Origin of the sequence: Xanthomonas sp. CFBP 7698 (genome assembly GCF_003600855.1) — a bacterium.
In the GTDB taxonomy this organism is placed as follows: Bacteria; Pseudomonadota; Gammaproteobacteria; order Xanthomonadales; family Xanthomonadaceae; genus Xanthomonas; species Xanthomonas cannabis.
Map to the genome: position 1 here is coordinate 1,474,541 of NZ_PRDN01000001.1, position 20,112 is coordinate 1,494,652.

Genomic DNA, 20,112 nt, shown 5'->3' on the forward strand with positions numbered 1-20,112 from the left:
TCCCCTGCGCATCCGCAACTCGCCAGGTCATGCCGCGCTGCGCCACGCGCACCGGCTTGCGTCACAAGTCATGTAGCTGGCAAGGGTCCGCGGCGTGGCGAAAAAGTTGCCACTGCCCTGATGCCCACCGGTGCGTTGCCACCCTGCGCACCCTGCGCACGCTGCGCGGCGCAGGCAGCCGCATTGCCTGCCTGCGCCGCATGTCGCATCGCGTTAATCATGCGCTGTGTACTATGGGCGTCCGGCCAACCGGACCAGAAACGCGGTCCTGTTCCCCTCGCGCCGATCTCAGCCATGACCATGCAATGCCCGCAGGCGACGCCCGGCGCAGTGCCGTTGGCTGGCCTGCCCGCCTCGTTCTCCCGGACACTCTCACAACGGATTGGAATGCATCACGACACCAGCCTCATCGACATCATCGCCGTCGGCCTCGCGGTCGCCTTCATCCTTGGCACGCTCGCGCAGAAGGTGAAGCTCTCGCCGCTGGTCGGCTACCTGTTGGCGGGCGTGTGCGTCGGGCCGTTTACGCCGGGCTTCGTGGCCGATCAGACCATGGCCAACCAGCTGTCCGAGCTGGGCGTGATGTTGCTGATGTTCGGAGTGGGGCTGCACTTCTCGCTCGAAGATTTGATGGAAGTGAAGTGGATCGCGGTGCCCGGTGCATTGGCGCAGATCGTGGTGGCTACGCTGCTCGGCTGGGCGCTGGCCTGGAGCATGGGCTGGCCGCTGATCCACGGCCTGGTGTTCGGCCTGGCGCTCTCGGTGGCCAGCACCGTGGTGCTGTTGCGCGCACTGGAAGAACGCCGCTTGCTGGACACCCAGCGTGGCCGCATCGCGGTGGGTTGGCTGATCGTCGAAGACCTGGTCATGGTGCTGGCGCTGGTGTTGTTGCCGGCACTGGCGGATGTGCTCGGTACCGGCGCGCCGTCGGCGGCGCACGACGGCCAGTCCACTTCGCTGCTGGCCGCGCTCGGGTTGACCCTGCTCAAGATGGTGGCGTTCGTCGCGGCGATGCTGGTGATCGGCCGCCGGGTGATTCCGTGGTCGCTGGAAAAGGTCGCGGCCACCGGCTCGCGCGAACTGTTCACCCTGGCCGTGCTCGGCATCGCGCTGGGCGTGGCGTTCGTGTCGGCCACGCTGTTCGGCGTGTCGTTTGCACTGGGCGCGTTCTTTGCCGGCATGCTGCTCAAGGAATCCGAACTCAGCCATAAGGCCGCCAGCGACTCGCTGCCGTTGCGCGACGCATTTGCGGTGCTGTTCTTCGTGTCGGTGGGCATGTTGTTCGACCCGATGATCCTCATCGCCCACCCCTGGCAGGTGCTGGCCACGTTCCTGACCATCACCGTGGGCAAGTCGCTGGCGGCATTCCTGATCGTGCGCGCCTTCGGCCACCCGACCGGCACCGCGCTGACCATTTCCACCAGCCTGGCGCAGATCGGCGAGTTTTCTTTCATCCTGGCCGGGCTCGGTGTGCAGCTGGCGATCCTGCCGGAAACCGGGCGCGATCTGATCCTGGCCGGCGCGCTGCTGTCGATCGTGGCCAACCCGTTCCTGTTCTCATGGCTGGACCGTTGGCAGGCCAAGCAGGCGCAGGACGCACCGGCCACGGCGCAACCGGAGCTGCCGCCTGGCCCGCCGTTGCCGGCCGACGGCCATGCCATCGTGATCGGCTACGGCCGCGTCGGCAGCGCGCTGGCGCAGCTGCTACGCAGCCGCGGCGTGCCGGTGCTGGTGATCGACGACAACGGCGACCACGTGGCCAAGGCGCATGCAGCGGGAATTCCGGGCATCCGGGGCAGCGCGGCAGCGGATCGGGTGCTGGCCGAGGCCCGCCCCGAGCACGCCAAGATCGCGATCCTGGCCATCCCGCAGCCACTGGAAGCCGGCGAAGCGCTGGCCAAGCTGCGCGTGATCAACCCTTCGCTGACCCTGCTGGCGCGCGCGCACAGCGACACCGAGGTCAAGCATCTGCTCGAACACGGCGCCGACGGCGCAGTACTGGCCGAGCGCGAACTGGCCTATTCGCTGGCCGAGATGGTGATGTCCACCCCGCCGTATCGGGCGTTGAATGTGCCGGCGTCGTGACGCCGGCGGCTTGTTTCGGTAGCGTCTAGCTCATCGCCAGACCAATTGATGCGCATGAAGCAATGCATCGGCGATGGAGTATGTTGCAGCTACTTGCCCAGAGCGTTTGCGCGACGCCTTGCAAGGCGATAGGCAAGACCGCAGTCGACGCCGACATCAGCGGGCTTTGACCGGTCGATACTGACGACGGTCACCGTAAGCGGCGCCTTTGGTCTCCACATTGGCGCATAACCGGTCGCCGCATAGCACTACGTCGGCGGCGTTGTAGGCGCGCAGCAACTCGGCACGCAACTGGTTGTCGCGGATCTCCTGGCGATACTGGCTCAGTAACCATCCGCCGCCTACCAGCAACAGCAGCAAACTCCCCAGGACAACTGCCGCGCCTTTCCAGAGCAGCAGGCGCTGCCCGCGTTCGATACGCTTGAGTTGATCAGACAGCGACTGCGCGCCTTCGCCGATCAAACCGCCCGCTTGCTGTAGCCGCTTTTCGAACCCGGCGACAGGTTGGCCCAACCCCTGCTGGATGCTTCGAATCAACGTGTCGGGCACGCGTTGTAGCGTTTGTTCGGCCGAACGCGTCACTACGTTTGGCAGCGACTGCGCTACCTGCTCCAACTGCTGCGCAAGACGGCGTTGCAGTTGCTCCAATTCGGCACATCGGCGCTCGAACTGTTCCATCAAGGCAGCGGTCTTGCTGGCCAGCTCCATCGGGTCGTGTGTGCTCATCGTGCGTCCTGCCTTGCTGGTGATGACGATTACAGGCTGCGCGCACCGACGCGCATGGTTTCCTGCTGTTGCGACTCGGCCTGTTGCCGCTGTGCCTGCATCGCCTGCTGGGCCGCCTGTTGTTCCTGCTGGTTTACCGCCTCGACCGCCTCGGCGCGCAAGCCGCGGCCGGGCGGTTCGTTGGCCAGGGTCTGAGTCATCTGACGGAACTGATCACAGTCGCCGTTCTGTGCGGCGGCCAACATGCGGTCGAGGAATGCGCCGGGGTCGTCCTGCAGGGAGGACGGCTTGCCGCCGTGTGTCGGCGACGCCGCGCGCACCTCCTGCATATCCTGCTTGAGCGGGACCTACCAGGTCTGTGGCGCATGGCTGCGCTCGCGGTCTTGCTGAAATTGTTGCATCTGCTGCTGCCAGCTGGGCGCATCCATTTCCCGACGCCCGGCGCCCGACTCCGCTGGACCGCGCAGCTGGTCGACGCCATCACGAACAAGGCCAGGGATTCCACGCGAATACAACGTCAAGCCCGCCCGCAGCGTTTCGACGTCGCCGCGATACTTCTCGATCATTGGCGCGTACTGCTGCGCGAGCTGACGTGCTGCGGGATCTTCCAATACGGAACGATCCGGCTTGCCATCGGCATCAACGGGGAGAAAGTTATGCATAACGTGCGAATCGCCCAGCTTGGCTGCCGCTAATAACGGAAGGCGCGCATCCAGCACTTCTTTGTCGTTGGCGTAATCAGCTCTCTTCAGCGTGGCGATCTCTTGCGGCGTAGCGTAGATCTCCACGCGCCCGTAATGCCGGCTGGCGGCGCTGACCGCATCGCCGGCCATTACGTGATTGATTACCTCGTTACCACCCTCGGGAATTCGCCGATCCAGGCTCGTCGCTCCGTAGGCGTTGAATGTCTGTCCTTTCAACCCGAAATGGTGCGCCGTGACCTGAGTCAGTCCGCCGCCAAGGGAATGCCCGGTGACAGTGACTTCGGGCTTATGCCCATCGCGCTTCGCTAGACGCTCTGCCAGCTCGATCGCCCGTTGTGTCAGCTCGATGGCGTCGTCGACCTGGGGATTATGACGCTTCACCACCATGCTGCCATCAGCATAAGCGCCATCTTTCAAAAGCTGTCTATCAGGCTCGGTACCGCGATGTGCAACGATTACCTCCCTAGTATCCACGCTCCGATAGACGACCCCCTGATATCCCGAAGGGCGATCCATATACTCGAGGCGCTGATATCGACCCTCTCCAATTGAAATAACGGGACTCTTTAATCCAACCATATCAGGCCGATTATAAGAATCATTTGCCAGCGCTGCATAATCTCGGTCAGTTAGAGTCACGGCACCTCCTTCCTGGCGGATAATGTCACCTTAAACAATTCTCCACGCAACTCATCCTTGAATTTAGCAGGATCGCCCTCACCAGTATCTGGAAAGTCTTCCAACTCATCTCGCGGGTAGCCACCCTTCCAAAAATAAGTCGTCTTTTTGCCTGAACTTAGAATCTGATCTTTTTCCAGACTAGGCGAAAAGTTCGTCTCCTCTTTCTTGCCATTCGCCTTTAAAGAAATGCCGACACCCATCAATTCCCAATGACACACGCCCTTTCCATAATAATCCGCGTCAATCATGCCGTCTGCAAAAATCGTCGCAACATAGGTCGTGGTATCGATTTTCTTGAAAACTGCAGGAATACTATCTTCTTTTTGCTTTGACCAAACGCCGGCAATCGGCTCAATCGGGGTGCACAGCGTATGGTTAGTCATCTGATAAAAAGCCGCGCCATCTACGAAATCGAACGGTCCTGGCGCATTCTCGATGGTCATGGTGATTCGATAGGCTTGCGTAGGGCGCGGATTCTTTCGATAGATCGGATCGCCGTCAGCGTCGCGGGCCTGCATGTCCTTGGATTGCATGGTGGTCTCCTTTGCTCCGCAAGCGCACAGCAATGCGGCCAGGGAGATGCATAGCAGTGTGGTGGAGGCGCGATACACGATTGGATTTGGCCAATAAATGCTTGATAGCAGAGCCTACGCCGTTTTTATAGTCGCCTCAACAAGATTCGTCAGGGACGCGATTCAGCCGCTGGCCCATCGCGCTCTGCCTGAAGCTCCGCCGGTGGATTGACCGTTGGATCAGCTCGATTGCATCGTCGACCTAGGGATTATGCCGCTTCACCACCATGCTGCCATCAGCGCAAGCTCCATCCTTGAAAAGCTATCGATCAGGCTCGGTGCTGCGGTGGGCGACGACTATTTTGCGGGTATCCTTTCTCTGGTAAATGATACCTTGATACCAGATGGATGGCCCACATACATTAGCCGTTGGCAAGGAACCCCACCAATATCGATAATCTGGCTTCTTTCTCCAGTCTCGCGCGGCCCATCGCAAACATCGCGAGCAAGCACCGCCTATTACTGACTTTTAAAACTCATGGCGATTCCTTTAAAGATTGCAGGGTGACCTTGAAGAGATTGTCGCGCAGTTCTTTCTTAAACGCTTCAAACACTAGGAAGCACTGTATCCGGGTAGTCCGCCACATCTTCCTTACGATACCCACCAGATCAAAAAAACAGCCATTGGTTCAAAAGCAAAAAAATCCTTCTTATCCAGACGTAGCATGAAGTTTGCCTCACCCCGTGCACCGGTCGCCTTGAGCGAAACGCTTACCCCGCCAAAATCCCAATGACAAATCCCTTTTCCATAATAAACCGCACCCAACATTCCATCCGAATAAACGATCGCAACGTACGCCCCGTTGTCTACTCTTTGAAAAACTATCGAAATTCCGTTTTATTTCGGTTTTGTCGACATGCCCAAAGCGGGATCGAACGGCGCACGTTCACCGCGATTTGTCATGTCATAAAAGGCTGTACCTGACATTGACCCAAACGGTCCTGGCGCATTCTCGATGGTCATGGTGACCCGATAGGCCTGCTTTGGATACGGGTTCTTTCGATAGATCGGATCGCCGTCAGCGTCGCGAGCCTGCACGTCCTTGGATTGCATGGCGGCCTCCTCTGCTCCGCAGGCGCACAGTAAAGTCGCGAGGGAAATGCATAGCAGCGCGACTGAAGTGGGATACATCGTGTAGTTGGCCGATAAACGCCCTGTTTCTACAAAGCTACGTCCTTTCCTGGACAGCAACAATATTTTTCCTGGCGCAACGCCAGTGCTGCTAATCGAATCGGGCGGCATAGCTCCGGCGGTATCGATGCCTATCTCCAAATTCAGTCCAACGAGTCAAGCCACCTCTCCTGGTTACCCAAAAAGACCGAAAGACACACTTGATAATCATTCCCATCAAGCGCAGGATGAGCGCCCGTTTCCCTGGCGGCCTCTACCATGGCGTATGCAGTCGGCCTTCTCAATGCGTTGCCCAGCGTGCAGCTGTGCGAGCTGCTGGGCCGCATCGGTTGTGGATTCGTGGTGCTCGATCTGGAGCACGTGCTGCGTGCGCCGGAGCAACTGGAACATGCCATCCGCGCGTGTGAGCTGTCCGGCTGCGAAGCCTGGGTGCGGGTGCCGGAGGTGGACGAAAAACTGATCGGCCGCGTGCTGGACGCCGGTGCGCGCGGCATCGTGGTGCCACGCGCCGAATCGGCGCAGCAGATGGCGTGCGCGGTCGCCGCCGCGCGCTTTCCGCCGCTGGGCCGGCGCGGCATCACCGGCGGTCGCGTCACCGGCTTCGGCAACACCGACCTGCCGACCTATATCGCGCAGGCCAACCGCGACATCCGCATTGTGCCGATGATCGAAAGCGCTGCTGGCGTGGCCGCATTGCCCGACATTCTTGCCGTGCCCGGCGTGGCGCTGGTGATGGAAGGTGCGCTGGATCTGGCACTGGATCTGGGCCTGGGTCCGCAACCCACCCATGCGCAGGTGTGGGAGTTGCTGCTGCAACTGCAGGCGCACTGCCGCGCGGCCGGCGTGCCGTTCTGCCCCAATCCACGCACCGACGCGCAACGCGCGCACTGGCTGCAACAACCGGATCTGCGCTGGCTGCTGGCCGGCGAAGACCGCGCCCTGATCCAGCGCGCGTTGCGCGGCCATCTGGCCACGTTCGACGCGCCCGCCTCCCTACCCGCCTGCAGGAGCACGCCGTAGATGTCGACGTTCCGTTTCCACACCCTGACCACTGCCGTCATGGCCGCGCTCACCTTGAGCGTGTCGCCGTCTGCGTTCGCCACCGATACGCCCGATGCCGCCGGGCTCGATGGCGAGACGCCGATCCGTGCGCTGGACGCGATCCAGGTGCAGGGCAGCCTGCTCGGCCGCTCCAGACCCGACGACGTGCAACGCTACGCGGGCAGCCGCCAGGTGATCGACCGCGAGCAGCTGCGCAATGGCGGCAACCGGTCGCTCGACGATGCCCTGCAGCGCGTGCCTGGCATCAAGATCTTCGACGAAACCGGCACCGGCGCATTGCCGCAGCTCATGCTGCGCGGCCTGTACGAAAGCCGCAGCGGCCGCGTGCAGGTGCTGGAAGACGGCATCCCGCTGGCACTGGCGCCGTACGGGCAAACCAGCCTGTCGCTGTTTCCGGTGGGGCTGAATCAGATCGACCGCATCGACATCGTGCGCGGCGGCGCGGCGGTGCAATACGGGCCGAACAACGTGGGCGGGGTGATCAATCTGGTCAGCAAGGAGATCCCCAGCGAGTGGAGCACCACGCTGGCGCACAAGGTCACCGCCGGCGGCCAGGGCCAGTTCCTGCAGGACAGCGCGCTCAGCAGCGGCGGTTACCTCAGCGACAATTTCGGCATGCAGGTCGATGCCAATCGCACCTACGGCGATTATTGGCGCGCGCATAGCGACACCGACATCAGCAATCTGCGCGTGCGTGCGGAGTGGTGGCTGGACGACACCAAGTCGCTCAAGGCCAGCGTGCAGCGCTACCTGGTGGACATGGATCTGGCCGGTGCCCTGAGCCCGGCCGATTATCGCCGCGACACGCGCCAGGCCACGCGCCCGCTGGACACCTTCAACGGCCGCACCACGCGCGCGTCGTTGAGCTATGAGCAACTGCTGGGCGACTGGGGCCCGCTGCAGGACGTGCGCCTGGACTGGACCAACTTCAGCGCGCGCAGCAGCCGCAACTTCATCGTCGGCATGCGCCAGGCCGCCACCGAAACCTGGCGGTCGGACCTGCCGCCGCAACTGCGCCAGACCGCACCGCGCGACTTCCGCGTGGTGGGCAGCGAGCCGCGCCTGAGCTGGAGCATGGGCAGTGCCGGCGGCGTGCGGCAGCAATGGACCGCCGGCGTGCGCGCGGTGCGTGAGGACATCGATTTCCTGGTCGGCAACCTGCGGCTGCGCGATGGCCTGTTCACCACGGTGCGCGACTGGCAGTTCGAAGACCGCGCGCTCGCGGCGTATGTCAGCAATGCCATCACCTTGCCGGACGAGCGCCTGACCATCACGCCCGGCCTGCGCTACGAGCGCCTGGATTCGCGCTATTTCAACCGCGCCACCGGCGTGAGCACGCTCAACCAGACTCGCGACGTGCTGCCGGGGCTGACGGTGGGTTTCCAGGCCAATGAACAGTGGTTCCTGTATGCGGACGGGCAACGTTCCATGCGCGCGCCACAGGTCACCCAGATCATCTTCGGCAACAATCTCGATGCCGAGCTGGCGTGGAATTACGAAGCCGGTACGCGCTATCAGCCCAACGACCGCACCCGTATCCAGGTCGGCGCCTACCTGATCGACTTCGATCAGCAGATCCAGCTGGACAACACCACCCGCGTGTTCCGCAATCTGGGCAAGACCCGCCACCAAGGGGGCGAGGTGGAACTGCAATGGAGCCCGGAGAACCTGCGCGCGCTCACCCTCAACGCCGGCTATGCGTATCTGGATGCCAGCCAGGAATCGGGAACATTCCGTGGCTTGCGCGTGCCGTTTACCTCGCGCAATCAGATCACCTGGGGCGGCACCTACGCGCTCGGTCATACCACTGTCGCGCTGTCGGGGTACTACTTCAGCAAGGCCTTCAGCGATGCCGCCAACACCGTGCAGGAAAACGCCATCGCCTCGGTGGGCCAGCTGCCGGCGTACATGGTGTGGAACACGCAGGTGAGCCATACCTTGTTCGAACGCGATGGGCAGAAATTCAGCGCCTCGCTGGCGATCAACAACCTGTTCGACCGGCAGTACTGGTTCCGTGGCGTGGACACCAGCCCCTGGGGCCGTCAGGCCGCGCCCGGCCGCACCGTCACTGCCGGCCTGGAGTACACGTTCTAACGACTGCGCCCGGTGCGCGGTGCGGGCCGCAGCAAGCCGCACGCGGCGTGAGACGCGTTGCGGTTCTGCACCGGCACGCACACCTGGCCGATGTCGGCATCGCTTGATCGGCGTCGCTGCAGCAACCCGCAGCGGCACGACGCGACCACTGTGCAGGGGCAGTGGTCGACCACGATGGCCATGGCGCTCACGCCATCGCCATCGCCCACCACATGGCGTGCATGAGGCACGCATCAGCGCCGCAGCATGCGGCAGTGCGATCGCTGGATCGCAGGCCACCCAACGCCCGTTCGCGGCGCCAGGCAGCCCGTTTACCTATCGGTTTCCCCACCGCCCTGTCGAACGAGAGCTGCCATGAATGCTGTACCCGACGCCCCCCTGGTGATCCTCACCCATGTCTGCCACCCGGCCATCACCGATGGCTTCTTGCCGGCCGCGCACGCGCAAGGCATTCCGGTGTGGCTGCTGACCGACCATCGGCTCGATCACCTGGCCTATTTCCGCGACCACCCCACGCATGCGCCGCAGCGGGTGATCGAATGCGACGTGTTCAATCCGCTCGGCGTGCTGGATGTGCTGCACGACGCCGCGCTGCGGCCACGCGCGGTCTTCAGCAACAGCGATCATTTGCAGACCAGCACGGCGCTGGTTGCGGCCGGCCTGGGGTTGCCGGGCAAGGATTGGCAGGTCTGCTACGCGGCCAAGAACAAGGCCGCGATGCGGCAGCGCCTGCGTGCACGCGACCTGCCCTCGCCGTGGTTCTGCACCCTGGCGCCCGGCGCCGCGCCACCGGACGAGATCCCGTGGCCGGTGGTGGCCAAACCGCGCGAAGGCGTGGCCAGCCTGGATGTGCGCCATTGCGCCGATGCCACGCACCTGCAGGACTATCTCGATGAGGTCTGGCAGCGCCACCCGCAGCGCACCGTGCTGCTGGAAGGCATGTTGCAGGGGCCGTTGTTCACGCTGGAAACGCTGGGCGACGGGCAGACGCTGCAGGCCATCGGCGGCTTCAGGGTGCGCCTGTCGCCGCCACCGCATTTTGTCGAGTGCGAAGCGCAGTGGGATGCCCGGGTCGATACCGCAGTGGTTGCGCAGGCGCTGCAGCAACTGCGTGCCTTCGGCGTCAACTTCGGCCTGTGCCATAGCGAATTCATCCTCACCGACCAGGGCCCGGTGCTGGTGGAAATCAACTACCGCAGCATCGGCGACCGCCGCGAATTCCTGCTCGACGGCATGTTCGGCGGGCACTGGTTTGCCGCTGCGCTGGCGCCGCATCTGGGCCAACCGCTGCCGCAGCTGCGCAGCGAGCGTGCGCATGCCCTGCTGCGTTACTACGTGGCCGAAACGGAAGGCGAGCTGGTCACCGCCAGCGAAGACCGCCGCCATCGCGACGCGCACAGCGACGTGCAGTACCGGCGCATGCGCGCACCGGGCGAACGCATCCAGCTGAGCCACTCCAACAAGGATTACCTGGGCGTGCTGAGTGCGGTGGCCAGCGATGCGCAGGCGCTGGAGCAGGCGGTGGTGCAGGCCGAGGCCGGTCTGCACTGGCGCATCGACACCGCGCAGGTGCATGCATGAGCCGCGCCGACGACCAGCGCTACATCACCACCCGCATCATCGACGCCTGCCTGCGCGAGGATCTGCGCGGAATCGTCAGCCGCGGCCAGGCGGCCACGCCCGACCCGGGCGTGCTGGCGCAGTGGCCCGACCCCGGCCAGGTGGACGGTTGGTGGCGCATCGCGCATCTGCCCGGCGGCACGTTGTGGCTGCCGATCCACCACGGCGGCGTGCTGCAGGACTTCAGCGCCTGCAGCGATCGCTGGGTGGTGCAGACGGCCGACGCTGCGCAGCTCGAACAGGGCGCGCGGGCCTGGCTGCAGCGCATGGGCGCCGAGCTCGATGCGCAGACCACGCAGCTGCACCGCGCCTATGCCGACGAGGCCGACTGCGCCGCAGCGCACCGCGGCCTGGCACGCCAGGCCTATGATGCGCAGGCACCGGCGCTGGCCACCGCCCTGCAGCACGCAGACCCGGCCGAACGCGCCTACCGTTGCGACCAGCTGGCCAGTTACCGCGACCATCCGTTCTATCCCACCGCGCGCGCCAAGGCCGGGCTGGAGGCATCGGAGTTGCGCGACTACGCGCCGGAGTTTGCGCCCACCTTCGCGCTGCGCTGGCTGGCGATCCCGCATGCACTGGTCAGCTGCACCAGCACGCCGCCGGCCGCGCTGTGGCCTGACATGGCCACGCTCGGCCTGCCGCCGGCGCTTGCGCACACCCACCTGGCCTGGCCGGTACATCCGCTGGTGTGGGAGCGACTGGGACAGCCCGGCTTCGAGCTTCCGGCCGGTGCGGTGCGTGCACCGCGGGCACGGCTGCAGGTGCGCCCCACCCTGTCGGTGCGCACGCTGGTGCCAGTGCAGCAGCCGCACCTGCACCTCAAACTGCCGATCCCGATGCGCACGCTGGGCGCACTGAACCTGCGTCTGATCAAACCGTCCACGCTGTACGACGGGCACTGGCTGGAGCGCGCGTTGCGTCGCATCGATGCGCACGACAGCGCCCTACGGGGCCGGTGCGTGTTCGTGGACGAGTCGCATGGCGGGCATGTGGGCCAGACCCGGCACCTGGCCTATCTGGTGCGGCGGTATCCACCCCTGGACGACGCCACGCTGGTGCCGGTGGCCGCGCTGTGCGCGTGGCTGCCCGATGGCCGGCCGATGGCGATCCACCTGGCCGAGCAGTTCGCCCACGGCGACGTGCAGGCCTGGTGGCGCGACTACACCGAGTTGCTGCTTGCGGTGCATTTGAGGTTGTGGCTGCGCTACGGCATTGCATTGGAAGCCAATCAGCAGAACAGCGTGCTGGTGTATGCCCACGGCCAACGCACCCGCCTGCTGATGAAGGACAACGACGCCGCGCGGATCGCCATGCCGCAACTGCGCGCCCAATTGCCGGACATCGACACGCTGGGCCCGCTGCACGATGCGCGGATTGCGGTGGACGATGCGCAGGCGCTGGCGCAGATGTTCTGCACCATCGTGCTGCAACTGGATCTGCAGGCGGTGCTGGAAGGCCTGGCCGAGTGGCAGCCGGCGCTGCGCGCGCCGCTGGCGGCGCAGCTGCAGGCCCAGCTCGCGCGGACGCTTGAACACCTGCACGCCGAAGGCATCGATACCGCGCCCGCGCGTGACCTGCTCGCCATGCCCCGGTTGCCGGTGAAGTACCTGCTCAGTGCCGGCAGCCTGCTCAGCAAGCAGCTCACCGGTGCGAGCGACATCAACAAGTTCTACGGCAACAGCGCGCCCAATCCGTTCGGCATTGCGTTTGCGCAACAGCCGCGCCATCAGGCCGGTGGTGGGCGATGAAGCGCATTCTCGGCCCGGTGCTGGCAGCGCACTATCTGGCCGCCTTCACCGCCCTGGGCATGCCGCTGTTCCTGCCGCAGGTGCTGGCCGAACTGGCACCGGGCGCGGCGGTGGGCTGGAGCGGCGTGCTGTACGTGCTGCCGACGCTGTGCACCGCGTTGACGGCCGGCACCTGGGGGCGGCTGGCCGACCGCTACGGGCGCAAGCGTTCGTTGCTGCGCGCGCAGCTGGGGCTGGCGCTGGGCTTTGCCATCGCCGGCTTCGCACCGTCGCTGCCCTGGCTGGTGGTTGGCCTGGTCGTGCAGGGCGGCTGCGGCGGCTCGCTGGCCGCGGCCAACGCCTATCTAGCCAGCCAGCCGCAGGCCGGCCCGTTGGCACGTGCACTGGACTGGACCCAGTATTCGGCGCGGCTGGCAATGGTGAGCGCACCCGCGTTGCTGGGGCTGGGGTTGGCCCTTGCCCTGGGCCCGGCGCAATCGCTGTACCGCGCGCTCGCGCTGCTGCCGCTGATCGCGTTCGCGCTGACCTGGCGGTTGCCGGCCGATCACCCGGCTCCACGGCCAGTGGCCGCACCAAGCGCCGCGTCGGGTCCGTCGCCATTGCAGGCCACTCCAGCGTCATGGCCTGCGCTGCTGCTGGCGCAGTTCCTGTTCTGTTTCGCGATGGTGGTGACCTTCCCGTATTTCATTCCCTACGCACTCGCGCGTGGCGCCGGCCACGATGCGCTCGCCGGCCTGCTCTACAGCCTGCCGCACCTGGTGTACCTGGTGGTGCTGCCGTGGTGGCGGCGCGGCGATGGCCATGCATGGCTGGTGCCCGGGCTGTTGCTGTTTGCGCTTGCCTGCCTGTGGCAGGCGCTGCTGCACGACGCCCTCGCGCTGGTGGCGGCGCGGCTGCTGTTCGGCCTTGGCATGTTGTTCGGCCTGCGTGGGCTCAACCGCAGCCTGGCCCTGGTCGCCAGCGGCCACGGCGCCGGGCGCCGGTTCGGCCGGTTCGATGCCTGCGGCAAGTGGGCCGGCGTAGCCGCCGGCGCCGCCGCCGGTGCGCTGGCCCAGGCCGCCGGCCCGGCCAGCCCTTTCCTGGCCGCCGCGCTGGCGGCCGCCGCTGCTGCGCTCACCGTCCTGGTGCGCTTTCCTTCGAGGAGATCTGCCGATGTCGCTGCACACGATGCATGACCCCTGGTACGACAGCATGGCCGACGCCCAGGCCTGCAGTTGCTGGTTGAACTGCTACCTGCGCGAGTTCGCCATCCCGCAACATGCCGCCGATTTCGATTACCGCGGGCTGGATCGCCCCGGCCCGCGGGTTGCCGAACAACGCTGGCTGCGCATCGCGCTGGGCGCCGTCGGCACGCTGTGCGTGCGCATTGCCCATGCCGACCGGCTGGGCCGCTGCCGTTTTGCGTCCACGCCGTTTCTCAAGAGCGCCGGCCAGCCGTGGCAGAGCCTGGATGCGCACGCCCTGGCACGCTGCCTGCTGCAGTCGCTGGGCAGCAGGCAGGCGGTGAATCCGGAGCTGCTGGCACAAAGCGCCAACAGCGTGGCGGTCACCGCGGCGTTGTTGCGGCAGGCCCAGTGCAGCGCGGCCAGCGGCGAGGCCATGATCGATGCGGAGCAATCGATGCTGTGGGGGCATGCGCTGCATCCCACGCCCAAAAGCCGCGAAGGCGTCGCGCTGGAGCAGGTGCTGGCCTGCGCCCCGGAAGCGCGCGCGCAGTTCCAGTTGTTCTGGTTCCGCATCGACCCGCGCCTGCTGCGCGTGCAGGGCCAGGACGTGCGCACCAGCTTGGCCCAGCTGTCCGGCGACCCGGCGCTGTATCCCTGCCATCCGTGGGAGGCGCAACGCCTGCTGGACGACCCCTTGCTGCGCACGCTGCAATCGCGCGGCCTCATCGCACCGGTCGGCCTGCGTGGCGCTGCACTGCGCCCCACCTCGTCGGTGCGCACGCTGTATCACCCGGCGCTGGAGTACTTCCTCAAGTGCTCGGTGCATGTGCGCCTGACCAATTGCGTGCGCAAGAACGCCTGGTACGAACTGGAAAGTGCGGTCGCCCTCACCCAACTGCTGGCGCCGAGCTGGCAAGCGTTGGCCGTGCAGGTGCCCGGCTTCGATGTGATGCTGGAGCCGGCGGCAACCTCGCTGGATGTGGCGCAGGTCGATCGCGCGTTGCACGACGCCGACCCGCACGCCGCACGCAACCTGTCGGAGAGCTTCGGCATCCTGTACCGCAAGACCATCCCCGCCGCGCAGCGCGCGCACTGGCAGCCACAGGTGGCGGCAGCGTTGTTTACCTGCGATGCGCAGGGCAATAGCGTCTGCGCCCGGCAGCTGCAGGCGCTGAGCCGCACGCCGATGGATCGCCGCACCGCCACACTGCGCTGGTTCGGCGCCTATGCCAGCGTGTTGCTGGACGGCGTGTGGAGCGCGTTGTTCCAGCATGGCATCGCCCTGGAGCCGCATCTGCAGAACACCGTGATCGGGTTTGCCGACGGGTGGCCGACGCGGGTGTGGATTCGCGACCTGGAAGGTACCAAGCTGCTTGCCCACCATTGGCCACCGACACGGCTGCACGGCGTCGGCGAGCGCGCGCGGCAATCGCTGTATTACACGCCCGAACAAGGCTGGAACCGCGTGGCCTACTGCGCCCTGGTCAACAACCTGGCCGAGGCCATCTTCCATCTGACCGAAGGCGACGGCACGCTGGAAGCGCAGCTGTGGCACCGCGTGGAAGAGATTGCCGTGCGTTGGCAGCAGCGCCACGGCGCACAGCCCGCGCTACAGGGGTTGATCGACGGCGCGCCGCTGCCGGGCAAGAACAATCTCGGCACCCGTCTGTTGCAACGCGCCGACCGTCAATCCGACTACACCGCCCTGCCCAATCCCATCGCGCCGGTCGTCCGCGCACGGCAGGTGGCGGCGTGAGCCTGCAGATCGACACGGGCCGCGTCATCGCTGCATTGCCGCAACTGCGCGCCAGCAGCGATGGCCCGGTCTGCGCGTATGTCTACGATCTGGCCACGCTGCACGCGCATGCGGCGTGGATGCGCGCGCAGCTACCGGCGCCGTGCGAGCTGTTCTACGCGGCCAAGGCCAATGCGGAGCCACCGATCCTGCATACGCTCGCGCCGCACGTGGACGGCTTCGAGGCCGCATCCGGTGGCGAACTGGCCTGGCTGCATGCACAGCAACCACAGGCAGCGCTGCTGTTCGGCGGGCCCGGCAAACTCGACAGCGAACTCGCCCAGGCGGTGGCCCTGCCCGACTGCAGCGTGCACGTGGAAAGCCTCGGCGAGCTGCAGCGCCTGGCGGCCATTGCCGCGGCTGCCGGCCGCTGCGTGCCGGTGTTCCTGCGCATGAACATCGCCGTGCCCGGCGCCAAGAGCACGCGTCTGATGATGGGCGGGCAGCCCTCGCCTTTCGGGCTCGACCCGCAGGACCTGGACACCGCCATGCAGCTGCTGCGCGCAACCTCGGCACTGCGCCTGGAAGGGTTTCATTTCCACCTGATGTCGCACCAGCGCGATGCCGGCGCGCAGCTGCACCTGATCGCCGCCTACCTGCGCACCGTGCAGCAGTGGCGACACGCCTACGGTCTCGGGCCGCTCAGGGTGAATGCGGGCGGCGGCTTCGGCGTGGACTACCTGACGCCGCAGGCTTCATTCGACTGGGCTGGCTTCTGCGCGGGGCTGCCGTCGTTGTTGCGCGAGCACGGCGATGCGGTGCGCCTGCGCCTGGAGCCGGGCCGCTATGTCAGCGCCAGTTGCGGCTGGTACCTGATGGAAGTGCTCGACCTCAAGCGCAGCCACGGCGCCTGGTTTGCAATCGCGCGCGGCGGCACCCATCACTTCCGCACGCCGGCCGCGCAGGCGCACGACCACCCGGTCCGCGTGCTGCGCGGGGTGCACCCGCCGGTCGTCAGCGATGCCGCAGTCACCCTGGTCGGCCAGCTCTGCACGCCCAAGGACGTGCTGGCCCGCAACCAACCCGTCGCCGCACTGGCCCCCGGCGACTGCCTGGCCTTTCCGCTGGCCGGCGCCTACGCCTGGAATATTTCGCACCAGCAGTTCCTGATGCACCCGCCACCGCAGCAGCTGTTTTTGCCGGTGGTGGGTTGATGGTGACCGCACACGATGCCCGCCATACGAACGCACGTCGCACTGGGTCCACCTTGCATGCTGCCCGGAGTTCCAATCACGCGATGCAGTAACTGCGCGCAGTTGCTGCCACCCCGGTTCGGTCAGCGGGTCCTCGAACTGGCCGCGCTCACTGCGCTGGCGGTATCGCATGCCGCAGCAAGGTGGTCTGCACGCTCATGCGTCGGATACGCCGGCCTCGGCAAAGGTGGCCATGCCGTTGTGCAAGGCGCAGGCGCTGCGCAGCAGCGGAATCGCCACCGCCGCGCCGCTGGCCTCGCCCAGGCGCAGATCCAGCTGCAGCAGCGGTTCGGCATCGAGTGCGCGCAGGAGCGCAGCGTGACCGCGTTCCTGCGAGCGATGCCCGAACAGCAGCCATTCGCGCACGCCAGGGTTGAGACGGGTGGCGACCAATGCCGCAGCGGTGGAAATGAAGCCGTCCACCAGCACCGGGATGCCGGCCTGCGCAGCGGCGATATACGCACCGACCAGGGCGGCGATCTCGAAGCCACCGAGCCGGCGCAACCGTTCCAGCGGGGTAGCCGCATCGGCGTGCACGGCCAGCGCACGCGCGATCACCGTGGCCTTGTGCGCGATGCCCTCGGCATCCAGGCCGGTGCCGGCACCGGCCATCGCCTGCGGAAATTGTGACAGCAAGGCGCAACTCAGCGCGGCGGCGGCGGTGGTGTTGCCGATCCCCATCTCGCCGCCGACGAACAACTGCGTATCGCAGCTCCTGGCCTGCGCGATGCTCTCGGCGCCGGCGGCAAGCGCATCGCGCAACTGCGCCTGAGTCATCGCCGGCTGCTCGCAGAGATTGGCGGTGGACGGCGCGATCCACGCACGTCGCACCCGTGGCAGCTCGCCCGGGTCGTTGACCACGCCCAGGTTCACCACTTCCAGCCGTGCGCCGAGCTCGCGCGCCAGCACCGCGATGGCTGCGCCGCCGCGTGCGAAGTTGCGCACCATCTCGCCGGTGACCGCCTGCGGAAAGGCCGAGACACCTTCGGCGGCAACGCCATGATCACCGGCGTACACCGCAATCCACACCCGCTGCACGGTCGGGTGCGCGTTGCGTTGCCAGGCGGCCAGCTGCACCGCCAGTTGCTCCAGCCGCCCCAGCGCGCCGTGCGGCTTGGCCAGCTGTTCCTGCCGCGCCAGCGCCGCAGCGCGCACGCGCGCATCCGGCGTTGCGCATGCAGCAAGGATCCAGTCACTACTCACACCGCTTCTCCCGTCAGCACCATGGGTAAGCCTGCTGCCACCACCATCACAGGCCCGCACTGTAGCGCCAATGCCTGGCGCCGCCGGCCGGCTTCATCGACAAAACGAGGCGTGAGTTCGCCCGGCGGTACATCGCCGTGCCCGCCCGCGTTGCTGACCAGCAGCACCTGCCCGGGCAACTGCGGCAGCGGTGTGCAACAGGTCACATTCGCGCATGCAGGCGCCCCGCATCCGGGTGTCCCGGCAGGCGGGCGGGCTGCGTCAGGGTGGCGGTCTCCGGAGGCGTTGCAGCGCGTCACCCGGACGGGCGAGCGAGCCGCCATGCAGCGCGGCATGAGCCGGGGGACGCAGCACAACCAATCCCCAGCCCGGCAAAGCGGCCAGCGCCTGCGGACCGTCGGCACCTGCCGCAGCGCATCCCGCCTTCGCGCGCGACGGAAGATCGCGTTATTGCGCTGGCTGGTAGCGGAAGGTGAGCAGGTAATTCCGCCCGGGCTGCGCATACCAGCGCGCGGTTTCGTAGCGGCGGTCGAACACGTTGTTGGCGGTGAACTGCACCGTCCAGTCCGTGTTGATCGCATAACTCATGCGCAGGTCCAGCAGACCGTAACCGGCCAGGCGCTCGGTGTTGGCCAGGTCATCGAAGCGCTTGCCCGAGCCGAACAGGCTTGCGCCCACGCCGAACGCGCCGACGGTGCGGTCGGCATCGATGCGCCCACTCTGGCGGGCGCGACGCGGCAGCCAGTTGCCGTGCCCGACCTCGCCATCGGCCTGCGGCGCCAGCCAGGTCAGCGCGCTACGCAGCGTCCAGCCAGCCAGCGCGGTCTCGTAACCGGCTTCGGCGCCACGGATGCGCGCCTTGTCGATATTGTTCGGCTGGCCAAAGGGGTGGGCGGCATCCACCAGCGAGGCGTCATAGGCGATTAGGTCGCTGATGCGGGTCTGGAAGGCGCTGAGCGTCCAGGTGCCCCAGTCGTAGCGCCCCCGCAGCCCAAGCTCCGCACTGTTGGACGTCTCCGGCCCGAGCAACGGGTTACCGAAGTCCGGGTAGTACAGCTCATTGAAGGTGGGCGCCTTGAATGCGGTGCCGTAGCTGGCGGTCAGGCGCAGGTGCTCGGCAAAGTCCCAACCCCACAGCAGGCTGCCGGTGGTCTTGCCGCCGAACTGGCTGTTGTCGTTGCGACGCAGGCTGGCCTGCACCGACTGCGCACCGAAGCTCTGCTGCCACTGCGCAAATGCCGCACGATCGATGCGGCTGTCGGCGTCGTAGTTGTCGCTGCTGGCGATGGCGTCGCGCTGCCAGTCGAAGCCGACCGTCAACAGGCCCGGTGCCGTGGTGATGTCGGCCTGCAACGAGCCCTGCTTGCGGCGGGTGTCGTAGGTGGAGACGTACGCACCGTCGTAATACGCATCGCTGAAGTCGGAACTGCCGCCGACACTGGCGGTGAACTTGAGCGCATCGGTGGGTGCGTAACGCACACGGCCACCGACCGCCTGCTGCACGCCCTTGGACAGGTTGCCGCCAAAGACAGAGCCGTCGTAGTCGTTACGGCTCTGCGCACGCAACGCGTGCACGTCGGCATCCCACTGCCGGTTGAAGCGCCAGCCGCCTTGTGCACTCAACGAATCGTTGCGATACCCATCGCGATCCGGGTCGTAGGCGCTGGAACTGGTGTCCAGATACGCATTGATGCCGTCGGTTTCGTCATGAACTGCGTTGACCGAATACCAGCCGCCGGCCTCGCCCAGATCGCTCTCGCTCCGCCCGGCCAGGCCGGCACCGTAGCGGCGCGCGGTGTTGCTGCCGGCAGCCACGCTGAGCATCGGCACGAAGCTGCCCTGCGGGCGACGGGTGAAGATCTGGATCACCCCGCCCAGCGCTTCGGAACCATACAGGCTGGAAAACGGACCACGCACGATCTCGATGCGTTCGATCTGTTCGATCGGCAGGTCCTGCAAAGCCGCCCCACCGGAGGTGGCCGAGCCGATGCGCACGCCATCGATCAGCACCACCACCTGGTCGGATTCGGTGCCGCGCAGGAACAGCGAGGTCGGCTTGCCCGGCCCGCCGTTGTTGGCCAGCGACACCCCGGCTTCGCCACGCAGCAGATCCTGCAATGCGGTGACCTGGCGACGCTCGATCTGCGCGCGGTCGATCACCGTGACCGGCGCCAGCGTCTGGTCCTGGGTCTGCGCGGTGCGCGAGGCGGTGACCACGACTTCGTCGAGATCGACGGCGGCCTCTGCCCGGGCCAGGTTGGTCATGCACAGCGACAGCCCCACGGCCAGCACGGCGCGGGTCGGCAAAACGGAAGAAACGGACATCGA

At 66.2% G+C, this 20,112-nt stretch carries 12 protein-coding genes and 5 pseudogenes; 8 read left to right on the forward strand and 9 right to left on the reverse strand.

Going from position 1 to position 20,112, the window contains the following annotated elements; all coding sequences use genetic code 11:
• Positions 1 to 387: 387 nt before the first annotated feature.
• Entirely contained in the window at positions 388 to 2,085 is a 1,698-nt protein-coding gene (gene ybaL / locus XnspCFBP7698_RS06215; protein WP_047695565.1) for a YbaL family putative K(+) efflux transporter, read from the forward strand.
• A 156-nt stretch (positions 2,086 to 2,241) separates the two neighbouring features.
• Here ybaL and XnspCFBP7698_RS06220 read toward each other — a convergent pair whose 3' ends face one another.
• The 5 genes and pseudogenes from XnspCFBP7698_RS06220 to XnspCFBP7698_RS06235 all read right to left on the reverse strand — a co-directional run bounded on the left by XnspCFBP7698_RS06220 (position 2,242) and on the right by XnspCFBP7698_RS06235 (position 5,822).
• A complete protein-coding gene (locus tag XnspCFBP7698_RS06220; RefSeq protein ID WP_123137309.1) occupies positions 2,242 to 2,811 on the reverse strand; it encodes a relaxation protein in 570 nt (189 codons plus the stop codon).
• Between the two features lie 29 nt (positions 2,812 to 2,840).
• Positions 2,841 to 4,154 (reverse strand): annotated as a pseudogene (locus XnspCFBP7698_RS06225) (lipase).
• Positions 4,151 to 4,729 carry a hypothetical protein gene (locus XnspCFBP7698_RS06230; protein ID WP_047695568.1) on the reverse strand — a complete coding sequence of 193 codons (579 nt, stop codon included), beginning with the start codon at positions 4,727 to 4,729 and terminating at the stop codon, positions 4,151 to 4,153. Before XnspCFBP7698_RS06230 ends, XnspCFBP7698_RS06225 begins: the two are co-directional and overlap by 4 nt.
• A 244-nt stretch (positions 4,730 to 4,973) precedes the next feature.
• Positions 4,974 to 5,221: pseudogene (locus XnspCFBP7698_RS21875) on the reverse strand (lipase); the annotation flags it as partial.
• 23 nt (positions 5,222 to 5,244) lie between these two features.
• Positions 5,245 to 5,822, reverse strand: a pseudogene (locus XnspCFBP7698_RS06235) (hypothetical protein).
• A gap of 336 nt (positions 5,823 to 6,158) precedes the next feature.
• On the opposite strand from XnspCFBP7698_RS06235, the gene XnspCFBP7698_RS06240 reads away from it, so the two are divergent.
• The 7 genes from XnspCFBP7698_RS06240 to XnspCFBP7698_RS06275 all read left to right on the forward strand — a co-directional run bounded on the left by XnspCFBP7698_RS06240 (position 6,159) and on the right by XnspCFBP7698_RS06275 (position 16,542).
• Positions 6,159 to 6,920 carry an aldolase/citrate lyase family protein gene (locus XnspCFBP7698_RS06240; protein ID WP_047695569.1) on the forward strand — a complete coding sequence of 254 codons (762 nt, stop codon included), beginning with the start codon at positions 6,159 to 6,161 and terminating at the stop codon, positions 6,918 to 6,920.
• On the forward strand, positions 6,921 to 9,056 hold the full coding sequence (locus XnspCFBP7698_RS06245) for a TonB-dependent siderophore receptor (protein ID WP_123137310.1): 2,136 nt from the start codon (positions 6,921 to 6,923) through the stop codon (positions 9,054 to 9,056). It begins immediately after the preceding gene.
• Positions 9,057 to 9,410: 354 nt separating this feature from the next.
• On the forward strand, positions 9,411 to 10,637 hold the full coding sequence (locus XnspCFBP7698_RS06255; RefSeq protein WP_199680053.1) for a siderophore biosynthesis protein PvsA: 1,227 nt from the start codon (positions 9,411 to 9,413) through the stop codon (positions 10,635 to 10,637).
• Positions 10,634 to 12,427: an IucA/IucC family protein gene (locus tag XnspCFBP7698_RS06260; RefSeq protein ID WP_123137312.1), complete on the forward strand. Its 1,794-nt coding sequence runs from the start codon at positions 10,634 to 10,636 to the stop codon at positions 12,425 to 12,427. Before XnspCFBP7698_RS06255 ends, XnspCFBP7698_RS06260 begins: the two co-directional genes overlap by 4 nt.
• Positions 12,424 to 13,602, forward strand: coding sequence for an MFS transporter (locus XnspCFBP7698_RS06265; RefSeq protein WP_123137313.1), 1,179 nt, complete (start codon positions 12,424 to 12,426; stop codon positions 13,600 to 13,602). Before XnspCFBP7698_RS06260 ends, XnspCFBP7698_RS06265 begins: the two co-directional genes overlap by 4 nt.
• A complete protein-coding gene (locus tag XnspCFBP7698_RS06270; RefSeq protein ID WP_123137314.1) occupies positions 13,580 to 15,349 on the forward strand; it encodes an IucA/IucC family protein in 1,770 nt (589 codons plus the stop codon). The genes XnspCFBP7698_RS06265 and XnspCFBP7698_RS06270 overlap by 23 nt, the downstream gene beginning before the upstream one ends.
• Positions 15,346 to 16,542, forward strand: a complete 1,197-nt coding sequence (locus tag XnspCFBP7698_RS06275) for a type III PLP-dependent enzyme (RefSeq protein ID WP_123137315.1) — start codon at positions 15,346 to 15,348, stop codon at positions 16,540 to 16,542. The genes XnspCFBP7698_RS06270 and XnspCFBP7698_RS06275 overlap by 4 nt, the downstream gene beginning before the upstream one ends.
• 66 nt (positions 16,543 to 16,608) lie before the next feature.
• On the opposite strand, the pseudogene XnspCFBP7698_RS21725 reads toward XnspCFBP7698_RS06275, so the two are convergent.
• The 4 genes and pseudogenes from XnspCFBP7698_RS21725 to btuB form a co-directional block, all read right to left on the reverse strand.
• Positions 16,609 to 16,741 (reverse strand): annotated as a pseudogene (locus tag XnspCFBP7698_RS21725) (histidine phosphatase family protein); the annotation flags it as partial.
• Positions 16,738 to 17,784 carry a nicotinate-nucleotide--dimethylbenzimidazole phosphoribosyltransferase gene (gene cobT / locus XnspCFBP7698_RS06280; protein WP_123137316.1) on the reverse strand — a complete coding sequence of 349 codons (1,047 nt, stop codon included), beginning with the start codon at positions 17,782 to 17,784 and terminating at the stop codon, positions 16,738 to 16,740. The gene cobT and the pseudogene XnspCFBP7698_RS21725, both read right to left, overlap by 4 nt.
• Positions 17,781 to 17,972 (reverse strand): annotated as a pseudogene (locus XnspCFBP7698_RS21730) (bifunctional adenosylcobinamide kinase/adenosylcobinamide-phosphate guanylyltransferase); the annotation flags it as partial. The gene cobT and the pseudogene XnspCFBP7698_RS21730, both read right to left, overlap by 4 nt.
• A gap of 259 nt (positions 17,973 to 18,231) precedes the next feature.
• The gene (gene btuB, locus XnspCFBP7698_RS06290) at positions 18,232 to 20,109 is read right to left on the reverse strand and encodes a TonB-dependent vitamin B12 receptor (protein WP_123137318.1); all 1,878 of its coding nucleotides are present in this window, start codon (positions 20,107 to 20,109) and stop codon (positions 18,232 to 18,234) included.
• Positions 20,110 to 20,112 lie beyond the last annotated feature (3 nt).

What these genes read in the sequence shown, in the direction of transcription:
- btuB (WP_123137318.1), bottom strand. Translation starts at nt 20,109, where the DNA reads ATGTCCGTTTCTTCCGTTTTGCCGACCCGCGCCGTGCTGGCCGTGGGG.
- XnspCFBP7698_RS06260 (WP_123137312.1), top strand. Translation starts at nt 10,634, where the DNA reads ATGAGCCGCGCCGACGACCAGCGCTACATCACCACCCGCATCATCGAC.
- XnspCFBP7698_RS06245 (WP_123137310.1), top strand. Translation starts at nt 6,921, where the DNA reads ATGTCGACGTTCCGTTTCCACACCCTGACCACTGCCGTCATGGCCGCG.
- XnspCFBP7698_RS06220 (WP_123137309.1), bottom strand. Translation starts at nt 2,811, where the DNA reads ATGAGCACACACGACCCGATGGAGCTGGCCAGCAAGACCGCTGCCTTG.
- XnspCFBP7698_RS06255 (WP_199680053.1), top strand. Translation starts at nt 9,411, where the DNA reads ATGAATGCTGTACCCGACGCCCCCCTGGTGATCCTCACCCATGTCTGC.
- XnspCFBP7698_RS06230 (WP_047695568.1), bottom strand. Translation starts at nt 4,729, where the DNA reads ATGCAATCCAAGGACATGCAGGCCCGCGACGCTGACGGCGATCCGATC.
- XnspCFBP7698_RS06270 (WP_123137314.1), top strand. Translation starts at nt 13,580, where the DNA reads ATGTCGCTGCACACGATGCATGACCCCTGGTACGACAGCATGGCCGAC.
- XnspCFBP7698_RS06265 (WP_123137313.1), top strand. Translation starts at nt 12,424, where the DNA reads ATGAAGCGCATTCTCGGCCCGGTGCTGGCAGCGCACTATCTGGCCGCC.
- ybaL (WP_047695565.1), top strand. Translation starts at nt 388, where the DNA reads ATGCATCACGACACCAGCCTCATCGACATCATCGCCGTCGGCCTCGCG.
- XnspCFBP7698_RS06240 (WP_047695569.1), top strand. Translation starts at nt 6,159, where the DNA reads ATGGCGTATGCAGTCGGCCTTCTCAATGCGTTGCCCAGCGTGCAGCTG.